The 13,682-nt window shown below is 65.0% G+C and carries 15 protein-coding genes; 3 read left to right on the top strand and 12 right to left on the bottom strand.

Features of this window, described 5'->3' with window-relative positions; all coding sequences use genetic code 11:
- Positions 1-25: 25 nt before the first annotated feature.
- Positions 26-1,006 carry an esterase-like activity of phytase family protein gene (locus J2S32_RS10815; protein ID WP_253521119.1) on the top strand — a complete coding sequence of 327 codons (981 nt, stop codon included), beginning with the start codon at positions 26-28 and terminating at the stop codon, positions 1,004-1,006.
- Between the two features lie 56 nt (positions 1,007-1,062).
- Here the strand turns inward: J2S32_RS10815 and rpmB are convergent, their stop codons facing one another.
- Positions 1,063-1,353 (bottom strand): 50S ribosomal protein L28, encoded by a 291-nt coding sequence (gene rpmB / locus J2S32_RS10820; RefSeq protein WP_253521121.1) that lies wholly within the window; start codon positions 1,351-1,353, stop codon positions 1,063-1,065.
- Between the two features lie 157 nt (positions 1,354-1,510).
- On the opposite strand from rpmB, the gene J2S32_RS10825 reads away from it, so the two are divergent.
- A complete protein-coding gene (locus J2S32_RS10825; protein ID WP_253521124.1) occupies positions 1,511-1,966 on the top strand; it encodes a nucleoside deaminase in 456 nt (151 codons plus the stop codon).
- A gap of 126 nt (positions 1,967-2,092) precedes the next feature.
- Here J2S32_RS10825 and J2S32_RS10830 read toward each other — a convergent pair whose 3' ends face one another.
- From J2S32_RS10830 to J2S32_RS10855, 6 genes are all read right to left on the bottom strand, one after another.
- Complete coding sequence (locus J2S32_RS10830) at positions 2,093-2,806, bottom strand: ribonuclease T2 family protein (protein WP_367398979.1); 714 nt, start codon at positions 2,804-2,806, stop codon at positions 2,093-2,095.
- Positions 2,793-3,227, bottom strand: coding sequence for a hypothetical protein (locus J2S32_RS10835; protein ID WP_253521126.1), 435 nt, complete (start codon positions 3,225-3,227; stop codon positions 2,793-2,795). Before J2S32_RS10835 ends, J2S32_RS10830 begins: the two co-directional genes overlap by 14 nt.
- 89 nt (positions 3,228-3,316) lie before the next feature.
- Positions 3,317-3,742: a hypothetical protein gene (locus tag J2S32_RS10840; RefSeq protein ID WP_253521129.1), complete on the bottom strand. Its 426-nt coding sequence runs from the start codon at positions 3,740-3,742 to the stop codon at positions 3,317-3,319.
- Positions 3,743-3,785: 43 nt separating this feature from the next.
- Complete coding sequence (gene nadC, locus J2S32_RS10845; RefSeq protein WP_253521132.1) at positions 3,786-4,646, bottom strand: carboxylating nicotinate-nucleotide diphosphorylase; 861 nt, start codon at positions 4,644-4,646, stop codon at positions 3,786-3,788.
- 98 nt (positions 4,647-4,744) lie between these two features.
- Complete coding sequence (locus J2S32_RS10850; RefSeq protein ID WP_253521134.1) at positions 4,745-5,542, bottom strand: LytR/AlgR family response regulator transcription factor; 798 nt, start codon at positions 5,540-5,542, stop codon at positions 4,745-4,747.
- Complete coding sequence (locus J2S32_RS10855) at positions 5,539-6,771, bottom strand: sensor histidine kinase (protein WP_253521136.1); 1,233 nt, start codon at positions 6,769-6,771, stop codon at positions 5,539-5,541. The genes J2S32_RS10850 and J2S32_RS10855 overlap by 4 nt, the downstream gene beginning before the upstream one ends.
- A gap of 82 nt (positions 6,772-6,853) precedes the next feature.
- Here J2S32_RS10855 and J2S32_RS10860 point away from each other — a divergent pair, with 82 nt between their 5' ends.
- A complete protein-coding gene (locus J2S32_RS10860) occupies positions 6,854-7,465 on the top strand; it encodes an HD domain-containing protein (RefSeq protein ID WP_253521138.1) in 612 nt (203 codons plus the stop codon).
- A 4-nt stretch (positions 7,466-7,469) separates the two neighbouring features.
- Here the strand turns inward: J2S32_RS10860 and J2S32_RS10865 are convergent, their stop codons facing one another.
- The 5 genes from J2S32_RS10865 to J2S32_RS10885 are packed head-to-tail and all read right to left on the bottom strand — an operon-like array spanning position 7,470 to position 13,646.
- Positions 7,470-8,156 carry a DsbA family protein gene (locus J2S32_RS10865; protein WP_253521141.1) on the bottom strand — a complete coding sequence of 229 codons (687 nt, stop codon included), beginning with the start codon at positions 8,154-8,156 and terminating at the stop codon, positions 7,470-7,472.
- A gap of 17 nt (positions 8,157-8,173) precedes the next feature.
- Positions 8,174-9,553, bottom strand: coding sequence for a M48 family metalloprotease (locus tag J2S32_RS10870; RefSeq protein ID WP_253521144.1), 1,380 nt, complete (start codon positions 9,551-9,553; stop codon positions 8,174-8,176).
- An 11-nt stretch (positions 9,554-9,564) separates the two neighbouring features.
- On the bottom strand, positions 9,565-10,467 hold the full coding sequence (locus J2S32_RS10875) for an alpha/beta hydrolase (protein WP_253521146.1): 903 nt from the start codon (positions 10,465-10,467) through the stop codon (positions 9,565-9,567).
- An 8-nt stretch (positions 10,468-10,475) separates the two neighbouring features.
- On the bottom strand, positions 10,476-11,579 hold the full coding sequence (locus J2S32_RS10880; RefSeq protein WP_253521148.1) for a phosphatase domain-containing protein: 1,104 nt from the start codon (positions 11,577-11,579) through the stop codon (positions 10,476-10,478).
- Between the two features lie 60 nt (positions 11,580-11,639).
- Entirely contained in the window at positions 11,640-13,646 is a 2,007-nt protein-coding gene (locus J2S32_RS10885) for a hypothetical protein (protein WP_253521150.1), read from the bottom strand.
- Between the last annotated feature and the right edge of the window lie 36 nt (positions 13,647-13,682).

Below are 13,682 nucleotides of genomic sequence, written 5' to 3' on the forward strand. Positions count from 1 at the left end.
GTGGCGAACAAGAGGGCCGACATCCATGCGCCGCTCGCGTCTTCTTCTTGCCGCCCTGCTGGCTGGCATGATCGCTCCGGGTACGTGGCTGCGCACGCCTGAACCCCCACGCGACTTCCGGCGGCTGGCCACAGCCACTGCCATCGCATTCGAACCGACCCGCACGGGCCCCTTCACCCTTGCGGATGCATGGGAAATGACCGGTCACCGCAAGCAGTTCGGCGGCTTCTCGGCATTGGTAACGCTTGATGGAGACCGCTTCCTGGCGGGCAGCGACACTGGGCGCAGGCTGGTGTTCGAACGCCCCGATCGCAGCACCTTGCCGGGCGTGCTCGAGCGTTTCGGAGACGATCAGGCGAGCCGGAAGGAAGGACGCGATCTCGAATCGCTCGCGATCGATCCCGCTAGCGGGACCGTCTGGGGCGGCTATGAATTTCGCAAATCGATCATTCGCTTCCATGCTGATTTGAGGGTCGACGAGGAAGTAAGTCCGCCGCTGATGCGCGACTGGGGCGGAAATTCGGGGGCCGAGGCACTGGTCCGTTTTGCCGATGGCCGGTTCCTCGTGATCGAGGAGCGTCCGCTGCGCTGGCGCGAGTCGCGCCATGTCGCGCTCCTTTTTGCCACCGATCCGATCGAGGATGCCGAGCCCGAAAGCGTGCGCGTGGATATCCCGGGGGGCTACCGGCCCGTCGATGCCACGCCACTGGAGGATGGGCGGGCGCTGATCCTGCTGCGCCGCCTCGCCCTGGGCATTCCGCCCGGATTCGAAACCGCGATTGCGGTAATCGATATCGACCGGCGCACTGCTGACGGCAGGATCCCTGCCCGCCTGCTGGCCGAATTCGGTACTGCGATCCCGCAGGACAATTACGAAGGGATGACCATCACCGACGATGCCGACGGACGGCATGTCTGGCTGATCTCGGACGACAACTTCATGGCGCTGCAGCGGACACTGCTGCTCAAATTGCGCTGGGACCAACGCGAAAAGGCGCGCGAGTAGCCTTGCGCGCCTTTCGATCCAGCGTAGATGCCCTGGCGCCGAAACGCCCTGACGGCTTACGCGGTAGCGAGATTCGCCTTCTTCAGCTCGCGCTTCACCTTGAGCGCGTTGGCCGAGAGCTTCTCGTCGCTGGTCTTGAGCAGCCAGTTGTCGAGACCGCCATTGTGTTCGACCGAACGCAGACCCTGGGTCGATACGCGGAGCTTGAAGCTGCGATCGAGCTTCTCGCTCATCAGCGTCACGTTCTGCAGGTTCGGCAGGAAGACCCGCTTGGTCTTGTTGTTGGCGTGGCTCACATTGTGACCGACCTGGCGGCCCTTGCCGGTGAGTTCGCAAATGCGCGACATGATACGTCTCTCGTTCAAATGGCTGGGCGAGTTCCCTTGGCCGCTGCTGCGGGGCGGGGGCTCGTGTTTGTCCCGGAAAGCGGCGCGCATAGCGGCGAGCTTGCGAATCGTCAAGCACGTTGCACCCGCGCCCACCGGGGGCTAGCGCCTTGCCGATATGGCCAGTTGGACCCTTCCGCAACCCATGCAACGCGCGCTCGAGCTTGCCGTGCAGTCTGCTGCAGCGGGCGAAGTGCCCGTCGGCGCCGTGATAACTCGCGGCGGGGAGATCCTGGCGGAAGCGCACAACGCCCCGCGTGAAACGCGAGACCCCACAGCCCATGCCGAAGTGCTCGCGATCCGCCGCGCGGCTGAAGCGCTGGGCGAGGAGCGGCTGACCGATTGCGAATTGTGGGTAACACTGGAGCCCTGCGCGATGTGCGCGGGCGCGATCGTCCATGCGCGGATCGGCAAGCTCTATTACGCAGCCAGCGACTCCAAGGGCGGCGCGGTCGAACACGGCGCACGCGTTTTCGATCAGCCGCAATGCCTGCACCGGCCCGAGGTCTACTCGGGTATGGGAGAAGCGCGCGCGGCAGAACTCTTGCGCGGGTTCTTCAGCGACCGGCGGTGATCTGAAGGCAGCTACCCCTCGTCTAAAATCGACCAGATGAGGGCTCTCTTGGCGGCGGGGGTCGCCCGATTTAGGTGCCGCTCCAATTGCCCTCGCCCGTTGAAGTCAGCCGCAAAGCGAAACTCGCTAGAGGCCGCGCCAAATCTTTGCGGGGGCTTCATCGCGTGCGCCAAACCGGGTGCGATCGCAGGCTTTCGGCATGAAGCGCTTATCGTAGCACAGCCGCAATTCTTCCAGCCAGCCGCGCGCGTTGAGCTTTACTCCCACCGCTTCATGCACCCAGCCGGGATTGGCATCGACAAAGCGCGTGCGGATGGTGCCTGCAGTCAGATCGTCCTCGCGGCTGACACGGTCGTAGTCGGGGATCCGCAGCCCCTCCCACAGGATCCGGGTGACCTTGAGATAGGTTGCGGGCTTTTGCGCCATGCAGCTGCCATGCTTGGCCCATTGGCGTGCGATCAGCGCCGCGGAGGGCGAGATGCACATATTGGCAGCGACCTCGCGCGGTTGCGGTTGTCGCTGGGCGGAGCACCATTGCGGCCAGCTACGCCCGCTGTCGGGCCACAGTCCGTGCACCACGAGGCCGAACATGCCCGCCCGCCCGCTGCATTGGCGTGCATGGCGCGGCTGCCCCTTGCGCGGCTTGCAGAATTCGGGGCTCCAGCTCAGCGCCAGCGTATAGCCGGTGACCGGGAGCGGACGCGGTGCTGCATCGGGCCGGACTTGTGGTACCTGCAGCGTGCGCGGGAGGTTGCATTGATAGTGCTGCGCCGCCAGCGGAGCGGCATGGGCCAGCATGCCGGCGAGCGGCAGTAGCGACAGCCGCTTAGGGAGCGACACGGTCGCGGGGATCTTCCGCAAACCACTGCCGTGCGTCGGCACGAAACAGCACGATCACGGCGGCCCCCGCCACCAGGCTTGCCGCAAGGTCGACAAAACCGGCGAGGTGCGGTCCCAGCGCCGCGAAGGCGAGATAATTCTGGAACAGGGCGTAGAGCACGACCAGCGCCAGTAGGTAGCGCACCATCCCCATGCGCAAGAGCGAGATGGTGGCCCAAACGATGCTGGCGAGCAGTGCGAAAATGAACAGCGACGCGATCACCATCCAGATCGCCATACCCCGTGCTCCGCCGCCCTCGCCGCCAAAATCGATGAGCGCGCGTTCCTCGAGGTTTCCGAAACTCAGCACCGCCGAGACGAGCACCAGCAGTGCCGCAAGCGGGAACAACACATCGAACAGTTTGATCGAACCTGGTTTCACCCCAATTTCCCCTTAGAAACCCCGCAAAAGCCGGAATAGATGTATTACATGGCGGCGCGCATAGCGACCGCCGCTTGCGAAAGGCGGACCTATTCGGCTCCGTTTCCGCCCTTCTTTTCGGCAAACCACGCGGTGGCATCGGGCTGGAAAAGAAACCAGATGGCCAGCACCGTCATCACCGTGCTGACGAGCCCCCAGACCATCGTCGCGTCGAAGTTGGTGACGATGGCGACCCCCGAGGTCACTACCGACCACGCGGTGAGGACGACAAGCAGCCACTTGGCCAGCCCGATCCGCAGGACGGAGATCATGAACCACAGCGCGAGGCTGATCGCGATGCCGAACAACACACCCGCGATCAATACGCCCACGCCCATGTCGGCATAGCCCTGGCCTGCCAGATCGGCTTCTGTGAGGCTGGCGATCGCGCCATAGTTGAGCGCCACCCCGAGCAGTCCGATCGCGACCGATCCGAGATAGAGCCAGTCGAACTTCCTGATTGATGCCGGTTTCATGCGACCCCCTCGCTATGTTCCTGAAGCGCAGGAATATCCGAATTTACAGCGGCGTAAAGTCCAGACCGATATCGGCGGCGGGAGCACTCTGGGTCAGACGGCCGACCGAGACGTAGTCGACCCCGGTGGCAGCTTTGGCGCGGATCGTCTCGAGGTTGATCCCCCCGCTGGCTTCGGTCGGCACGCGTCCGGCGACCAGCGCTACCGCTTCGCGCAAGGTCGGCGGTTCCATATTGTCGAGCAGCAGACGAGTTGCCCCGGCGGCGAGCGCGGGTTCGATCTGGTCGATCCGGTCGACCTCGCAGATGATTTCCTTCACTCCGGCCGCGACCGCGCGGCGTACCGCCTCGCCCACCGATCCGGCGACGAGGACATGATTGTCCTTGATCATCGCCGCATCCCACAGGCCCATACGGTGGTTCGCCGCGCCCCCCATACGCACCGCGTATTTTTCCAGATGACGCAGGCCGGGGATGGTCTTGCGCGTATCGAGCAGGGTGCAGTCGGGATTGTCCATCGCCGCGACATAGCCTGCGACCATTGTGGCGATGCCCGAGAGGTGCTGCACGGTGTTGAGCGCGCTGCGCTCGGCAGTGAGCATGGCGCGCGCATTGCCCTCGAGCCGCATCAGATCGGTGCCCGCAGGGACCTGGGCGCCTTCCTCGACGAGGATCTCGATCTGCATGTCCGGGTCGAGCGCGCGGAAGAAGGCGGCGGCAATCGGCAGACCGGCGACATGGATCGCATCGCGCGTGTCCATGGTCCCGGCAAACCGCGCCTCGGCGGGGATGACGCTCTCGCTGGTGACGTCGCGGCCGCCGCCGGGCAGCCCATCGCCAAGATCCTCGGCCAGCGTTTCGCGCACGAACCGGTCGAGCTCGAAGCCGGGAAGGGTGATAGTCATGAAATCGCTCCTGAAACGGGCCGGATGAGGCGCGCTGGTGCTCGACGCGGCTCTGCGCGGCACCGGGCGTGCTCACGCCAAGGCGTGTGCGCCGATCCTCAGTGCACGAACCGGGCGACGACATCGCGATAGCTGCGGCTCACCTTCACCTCGGCGCCCGAATCGAGCACGAGGAAGCATTCACCATTGGTATGCGGTTTCACCTGCCGCACCTGGTCGAGATTGACGATGGTCGAGCGATGCACGCGCTGGAACTTGCGCGGGTCGAGCCGGCGTTCGAGATCCTTCATCGTTTCACGCAGGATCAGCGAATTGTCGCCGGTATAAATGCACATGTAATCGCCCGCGGCCTCGATATGCTCGATCGTTTCGACCTCGACGCGAAAGATCTGGCCGCGGTCCTTGATATTGATGAGCTTCTCGAACCGGCTGGCCGCCTCGGCATCCTCGCCCGCGAGCGTTTCGGCGGCTTCGGGGGCGACTTCGGACAGGACGCTCTTCAGTTTCTCCGCCTCTTCGGTCGATTTCTTCTCGGCCAGACGCTGGCGCACGCGCTCGATCGTATCGGCCAGCTTGTCCTCGTCGACCGGCTTCATCAGGTAATTGACCGCATTCGCCTCGAACGCGCGGATCGCATGTTCCTGGAATGCGGTGACGAAGACGAACAGCGGCGGGTCGATCTCCATCACCCCCTGCACGACCGAGAAACCGTCGAAGCCGGGCATCTGGATATCGAGGAAGACGAGGTCGGGTTTCTGCGTCTTGATGGCGCGAATCGCCTCGCGGCCGTTCTGGCAGGTGCCGATGATCTCGACGTCCTCGAACGGTTCGAGCCGCAGCTGGAGGCCCTGGATGGCGAGCTTTTCGTCGTCGACTAGAAGGGTCCGGATGGTCATGTCGTCTGGGGTGCTTTCGAGGGTGAGTGTGTAGGTACAACGGCCGGGGAAGCCGCGGGTTTCTTAAGCGGGGCCGCCTGCGCGGGTGCGGCTTGCGCCGCGCTTAACGCGGGGTCCTCTTCGCTTTCGAAGGGTAATTCGATGAGCACGGAAAAGCCGCCGCTTTCGGGGGAGCGGATTTCGAAGCGGTGTTCCTCGCCATAGGCCTGCGCCAGCCGGTCGCGAATATTGGCGAGGCCGACTCCGGTCGAATCGCGGCGCGCATGCGTCGGGCGGACCGCGGGCAGGCCGGCCTCGATATTGTTCATCGTCATGCCCGGGCCCGTGTCCGACACGGTTACGCGCAGCCGCGGGCCGACGATCTGCGCGACGATGAAGATATCCGCGCCTTCCTCCTGCGGGCTGACGCCGTATTTGATCGCGTTTTCGACCAATGGCTGAAGCAGCATCGCGGGCAGCCGCGCGCTGGCCGCCTCGGGCTCGACGCGAAAGCTCGAGCGCAGCCGTTCCTCGAAGCGCATCTGCTCGATCCCGAGATAGAGCTGCAGTGTCTCGACCTCCTGCGCCACGGTTACCTTGCCGCCCGGCTGAGTCACCAGCGTGTGGCGCAGGAAGCTCGACAGGCGGGTGAGCATGGCATTGGCGGTCTCGCTCTGCTTGAGCAGGACCAGCGTGCTGATCGAATTGAGCGTGTTGAACAGGAAGTGCGGGTTGAGCTGGTAGCGCAGCATGGCCAGCTGCGCGCTGGTCGCCTGCGCTTCGAGCCGTTCGAGCCGGTCGGCCTGTTCCTCGACCTGGAGGAAGAAATTGATCGCGTAATAGAGCGCCGACCACGCGCCGAGCAGCGTCAGGTCGAAGAAGTAGATGCCCACGAACAGATTGGCGAAGCTGGTATTCGACGACGCCGCGCCCGCCACGTCGAGCACCCAGCTGTCGATGAAGGCATAGATGCCCACCGCGAGGACCAGCACCATCGCAGTCGCGCCCCAGGTCACGATCGGGCGCTGGCGGATCAGCTTGCCATAGACCACCGCGAGGATCAGGCTGAGCGAGAAACCGGTGATCGTGGCAATCAGGATGATGACCAGCCGGTCGGGCGGTTGGCCATTGGCCAGCGCGGACATGACGCGCAGCATGGTGGCCCCGCCCCAGCCGGCCAGCTGGAGGTTCCAGAACGCCTGGTTCTTATTGGCGAAGAACGGCGTTGGGCGAATGGGCAAGACTGCCATGGGCCATGCCCTCTAGCGCAATTGCGACGAACTGCGCCAGTCGCTACAGTGTCATCGACAGCCGAAGCGAGGGAGAGACGCGATGGGCGTGCAGGAAAATATCGAACATCCGGAAGCCGAACGCGCCAAGTTCCGCGAAATGCGCGAGGGCACGGCAGAGGATTGGGCGATCATCGGCGGAGAGTATCGCGCCTTCGCCAAGGGCCTGCCCGATCGCGTCCTCGATCACCTCAAGCTGCTCCATGGCGATTTCGGCGGCTTTCCCGTCGACCGGCTCGAACATTCGCTGCAGACCGCGACTCGCGCGCATCGCGACGGACGGGGCGAGCAATATGTGGTCATGGCGCTGCTGCATGATATCGGCGATACGCTGGGCAGCTATAACCACCCCGAAGTGGCCGCCTCGATCATCAAGCCCTTCGTCACCGACGAAATCCACTGGATCTGCCAGAACCACGGCGCTTTCCAGGGCTATTACTATTTCCACTTCCTCGGCATGGACCAGAACGCTCGCGACAAGTTCGCCGACCACCCGCATTTCGAAGCGTGCCGGACCTTCTGCGAGAAATACGACCAGGCCGCCTTCGACCCCGCCTATGACAGCGAACCGCTCGAATTCTTCGAACCGATGGTCCGCCGGGTGATGGAACGGCCGCTCGCCTCGATGTACGCCAAGGCAATGGAAGCGGAGTGAGCGCCTAGCCCTCCGCCGCGAGCGCGTCGGCGAGGCGCTGTTCGGGCACCAGCCCCTGGATGACCTCGTCGCCCGCTATCCAGCTGGGTGTTCCGGTGAATTGCAGCGAGCGGGCGAAGGCCATGTTGCGCGCGAGTTCGCCGGTGGCCGCGTCGGATGCAGCGAATTTTTCCGCGGCGGGCATATCGAGCCCCGCGATCTGCGCCGCGCGGGCGACATTCGCCTTGCTCGGCGGACCCTGGTCGAACATGGCGTGGTAGAAGGCGGGGTATTTCCCCTGCGCCGCGGCAGCCAGCGCCATACGCGCGGCCTGTTCGCTGCCGTCGAAGATCGGCCATTCGCGGACCACGACCTTCAATTCGGGGTCGGCGGCGATCAAGCGGTCGATTCCGGCGATCGACTGGCGGCAATAGGTGCAGCCGTAATCGGTGAACTTGACCAGCACCCTGGTGCCTTGCGGGTTGCCCAGGACCGCGCCTTGGAAAGGCTCTTTCACTTCACCCGAAACCTGCGCCAGCCGGTTCTCGGCTTCGCTGCGCTGATAGGCTTCGGACATTTCGGGAAGGATCTGCGGATTGGCGAGCAAATAATCGCGCGTATGGCCATGCCCCAGCCCCGAGAGCGACCACAGGCCGGCCCCGGCGAAGCCGAACACCAGCGCGATCAGCGCGGTCAGCAGGTTGTTTTTCATCGGATCCCTCGGTTTTCTCAGCCCGGTGCGCAATTGCGCCCGCGCTCCATTTCGCATTGCCGCTCGAGCAATGCACGCGCTTGCATGCCGATGTCCTGCGCGCGGATCCAGTCGGGCGTGCCACGGTCGAGACCGCCCTCGGCAGCCTGCGCGCTGCGTAGCGCCAGGCCGTACTGGCCGCTCATCACCTGCTGTTCGGCAGTCGCCAGACGCGCGCGCGCCGTGTCGCCGCGCGCGGCATAGACCACGCCGAGCTGGTACCAGGCGAAGGGATTGCGCCGGTCGCGCCCCACCGCGGCGCGCAGCACGCGCTCGGCCTCTTCGTAATTGTCGCGGTCTTCGGTGGCGATCAGCGCATGGCCGAACAGGCTGGCGATCAGCGGTTCGGAATTGGTCAGCGCAGTCGCGCGGCGCAGCGGCTCGAGCGATTCCTCGGGCCGTCCCGATTCGAGCAGGACCTGTCCCTTGAGCTCGAGAAAATACGGATCGTCCGGGTCGATGGCGAGCAGCTGATCGGTCGCGCCAAGCGCGAGGTCGACCCGCGCGTTCTGGTGATAGGCATAGGCGCGTGCGTAGAGCGCGGGGACCGTCGCATCGGTTTCGGGATAGTCGCGCAAGGTGGCCGAGGGCTTGGCCAGATAGCCCACGAGCTTCGCCTTCACGCGCTCGAAATTGGCCTGGTTGCGCGCATTACGCGGGCGTTCCCAGGCAGGGTCCTTTTCATAAACCTCGCGCAGCGCGGCGATGCGATCGCCCGAAAGCGGGTGGGTGCGGTAGAACCCCGCTTCGTCGCTCTGGCTGTAACCATAGCGATACTCCTGGTTAAGCAGCTTGCCGAAGAAGGCGAGCGAACCGCGCCCCGAGATCCCCGATTTCGAGAGATATTCCGCCCCGGCGAAATCGGCGGACGATTCCTGTGTCCGGCTGAAGGCCAGGAACTTGCCCATCGCGGCCTGCTGCCCCGCCATCATGATACCCATTGCGGCATCGCCCGCGCCCGCCAGCGCGGCACCGATTCCGGCGATCATCGACAGCAGCGATATCTTCGTTGCAGCGGCGGCGCCCTCGCCATAGCGGAGGATGTGGCCCCCGGTGATATGGCCGAGCTCGTGCGCGATGACGCCCTGGACTTCCTCGGCACTATCGGCGGCATCGAACAGCCCCGAATGGATATAGACCGCCTGGCCGCCCGCGACGAAGGCGTTGATCGACGGATCATTGATCAGGATGATTTCGACATTGTCGGGTTCGAGCCCGGCCGCCTCGATCAGCGGCGCGGAAATCTCGTCGAGGAATGCCTCGGTCTCGGCATCGCGCAGAATGCTTTGCGCGGCGACCGGCTGCGCCGCGAGCATGGCGGCAGCAAGGAAGACAATGAGGCGGGTGAGCAGGCGCATCGGCGCGCAGCCTAAGGCCTTTCGGCCTGAACCGAAACTGAAAGATCGGTCACCCGCAACGCGAAGGCGAGGATTGCTTCGTCGACATCGCGCGACCCGCGCCAGGGACTCGCCAGCGAGATCAGCGGCGCATTGTGATCGAAGCCCGCGAGAAAGCGCGTTTCGACCGCGCTGCCCGCTTGTTCCAGCGCCGCCGCCAGCGCGCGGGTGTTGCGCGGTCTGACCAGCGTGTCATCCTCGCCGTGGATCAGCAGCATGGGCGGGGCCCCGGCGCGCACATGATTGACCGGCTGCGTCTCGCTGCCCGCGCCAACCGACCCGAATGCCTCGCGGCTCGATGGTTTGTCATAGGGGTAGAAGTCGTAGGGCCCCGCGAGGCCGACTGCGCCGCTGAGCTGCACACCGCTGCCCGCGAGCCATTTCTCCTCCAGCGCAACCTGCACGACATTATAGGCCCCCGCCGAATGCCCGGCGACGACGATGCGCGTCGGATCACCGCCATATTGCGACGCCAGCCGCGCGGTTTCGCGGATTGCCGCAGCGGTATCTTCGAGCATGGCGGGGTAACGCCCGTCCTCGGCGAGGCGGTAACCTGCCAGTACGACTACGAAGCCTTCGGGTGCCAGCGCGCGGGCGATGAAATTGTAATCGTCCGGATCGCCCCAGCTCCAGCTGCCGCCATGGACGAAAATAAGGATCGGGAGCGGCGCGTCGGCCCCCGCAGGCGTGTAGATGCGCAGCTTCTGCGCGGGATGTGCGCCGTAAAGCCCACTCGATACCAGCGTCACGCCGCGTGACCCGCCGGTTACCCGGTCGATCCCGTCGAGCACGGCCGGACCGTTGCTGCGGACCGCCCATAGGAAGGCCCCGCCTGCGAGCAGGAGGACGACCAGCAGTCCGAGCAGGATTTTCATAGTGCGCCTCATGCCAGTTCCGGGTCCGTTGCTTCGACCGTATCGACGATCGCCTTGGCCTCATCATCGGCGAGCAGGCCAATCGAGGCGAGGAAATTGTGCCCGGTATCATAGCCGTTTCCGTGCCATAATGGCACTTTTGCCGCCTCGAGATTGGCCTTCGCGGTTAGTTCGTCGGGGGTCATCCGCTCGCCTACCTTGCGAATGAAGATCGCACGGACCCGGCCCGGGTTCTCCAGCGCGACGTCGGCAAAGGCGGTCAGGTCGCCCTGGCTGTCATCGCCGATCAGCGCGAACTTCATGTCCGGGTAGGTCGCGAGGATGCCATCGATCGCGGCGCGCTTGTGCGCGCCGTGGCTGGACGAGCCGAAGGTCTCGCGGTTGAGGCCCCAGTCACGCAGCGCGATCGGCCCCAGTGGCAGGCCGCGCCCGCGGATATAGGTCACGAGATAGCTGAACAGGTTCCACGGGCTCGACGAGACATAGAAGAACGGGCGGTGGGTGGCCGGCTGGCGTGTCCCGGCATGGCCGCTGCCCTCGGCCAGCACCTCGCCGCCGCCGAGCGCGTTGTAGAATACATCCGCCCCGGGCACGAGAATCCGCTCGGCCGGCATCTCCATGAGGACGCGCCGCCAATTGCGCAGCACGGCGCGAAAATCGCCGGTGATCCCGGTTTCGATGATGGTGTCGTCAATGTCCGAAATTACCGCGAGGCCGGTGTCGTTTCCCGGCGCGAGGACATGCGCATCGAGGCACTGGTCCGCGCCATTGGCCTGCCAGTGGATGACCACCGTCTCCCACGCGGGGTGCACATCATATTCCCACTCGGGATCGAGCCGGATATCGAAATGGACGAAGCCCTCGCCATCGGTCAGCCCCTGGTGGCGCTGGCTTGCCTCGCCCGGCCGCGCAATTTCGAGCTCGACCGGGAATTCGCCGACCTCGTGGCTGGCGAACTGCCCCAGCATGGTTTTCGCCGCGCGCCATTTGCCGCGTTTCTCGAACTTGCCCACGCGGGATCGCAAGGCCCGCGCGGTAAGGCGCAGGCGGCTGCGGTTCCGATAACCGAAATAGGGCTGGATACGGACGGGCGCGGTAGGCAGAAACGGCATCGCCCCCGCGCTAGCCGGTGCAGCGCGGGGGCGACAAGCCTTTTGTCCGGAGCGGGTTTTCTAGCCGAGCAGCTTGCGCGCGGCGCGTTCGACCAGCGGCACATCCTCGGGCACTTCGCCGATCACTTCCGGGTCGCCGTTGGGCGTGCGGCGGACCATGACCAGCGCGAATTCGGCGCCGTCCTCGTCCAGCTCGTCGAGCGACAGCGAGTCGAGTGCGCGCAGCTTGCGTGCAAGACTGGCGCGGACTGCCTTCTTGTCGTCGACCGGCTTGCCCTGCTCTTCCTTGCGCAGGCGGCGTTCTTCATTGACGATGCCCTTGAGGCCGCCTTCGGCCTCGCGCAGGAAAGTGGCGAGCGTGCCGCGTTCGACACCCACGCGGTGGGCATGCGTCAGCACGGCGGCGTATTCGGTGAGCCGGGTCTTGTCGTAATCGGCGCCGAAGACGAGCTTGACCACCGGGGTCATCGGCGCGCGGTCCTGATAGGTCAGGCTGTTGCTGGCCAGCAGCTCGTCGAATTCGGCGGGGTTGTGCTGCGCCTCGAGGCTGAAATCATAGGCGCGGCCGACCGCGGCATACAGCGTCTTGCGACTGCGATCCTCGGTGCTCTGCGCGGCCTGCGCCATTTCGCGCGCTGCGGCGAGGCTGTCGTATAGGCCTTCGGGGGCGGCCCTATCCTCCTCGACCGGCGCTTCGGCCTGAGCCTCGTCGCGAGGCCACTCTTCCGCAGCGTAGCCGATGGCTTCGTCTAGCGGCGCGGTGGGTACATTCGGCTCGTCGTATAGCGGCTGGTCCTCGAATGCCGGCTCGAAGTCGTCCACTTCCCCGCCAGCGACGATCGCGAATTCGGTGTCGTCCTCTTCGGGTTCTCCCTCGTCCGTCTCGGCCATCGGCTCTAGCCAGTGCCCAGCGGGAGCCTCGTAGGCGGTGGGCATGGGCGGCGGGAGCGCCGCGTCTTCGCCGTGGAAGGCCTGCGGTATGGGCGGCCCGGCCTCGTCGCCGGTCAGGTCGACGCTCTTCTTGGCCCGCTCGCCGCGGCTCACCAGCGAGATCAGGCTGCTCGACGTCTCTTCATCGGCCAGTGGATTGACGACATCGGCAACATCGTCCTCGCCTTCTTCCTCTTCGTCCCATTCGGGCAGACCGTAATCGGCGGCGGTCTTGATGCTGTTGTCGAACTCGGGGCCATCGTCGCCCAGCCCCATGTCGTCGGCAATCGGGCTGCCCAGCGGATTGCCGAGCGCATCGAGGCGCGGGCCGGACGGAGCGGGGCGTGCGCTTGCTTCCACCGCGACCTCTTCCGGTTCGTCATCGACCGTACCGAATGCGGGCTGCGGCAATGCGCCGTGTCCATGGCTTTCCATCATCTCTGCGTTCCCGAGTTCGAGCACGTCTTCGCCATATTCGGCGCGCACATTGGTCGTCAGCGTTTCGGCGGTTTCGACGGTGTTGCCGTAGTCCGGTGCGCTCCCGAGCGACTGGTCGATGGCAAGCAAGAGCTCGTCGGCGGTCTGCTGGTCGGCCATTTCCTTCCAGTTGATCACGCCATAAATGAAATCGATCGTCTGGTTGTTGCTCGAATAGGGCAACAGGATCCCGCGATAGAGCACCGGTACGCCGCTCGCATCGATGAATTCGGCCTCGAAGCCGATCGGCGCCTGGTTGGCGAGGATCTGCATGTAATGGTCGGTGATCCGGCTCAGTACCGAACGTCCGGGTACTTGCGACAGCAGCGCGGGACCGCCGTCGAAATCGCATTCATACGCCAGTTCGGCGCCGACGAAGCGGACCATTGGGTCGTCGACATTGTCCGCCAGGTCGAGCAGCACCGAATAGGGGCCGAAATCGCCCAGCTGTTCGGGGTGGAGGTCGGCAATATGCGGGAAGTCGAGATCACCGAGCAGGCTGGCCCAGTGGTTGTAGGCGCGCACCTGCATGCGGCGCTCGTCCTGTCCGACCGGCGAGGGCGGCGGATCGAGCTCGGCGTCGGACTCCTCGACATAGTCGTCGTCGAAGTCCTCCTCCGCATCGCGCGAGCCAAAATAGCCGCCTAGCCTGTCAATCACTGCGTAGTCCCCGCATTTTACTCATTCTGCAGGGGT

Origin of the sequence: Qipengyuania citrea, from assembly GCF_024171405.1 — a bacterium.
Lineage (GTDB): Bacteria > Pseudomonadota > Alphaproteobacteria > Sphingomonadales > Sphingomonadaceae > Qipengyuania > Qipengyuania profunda.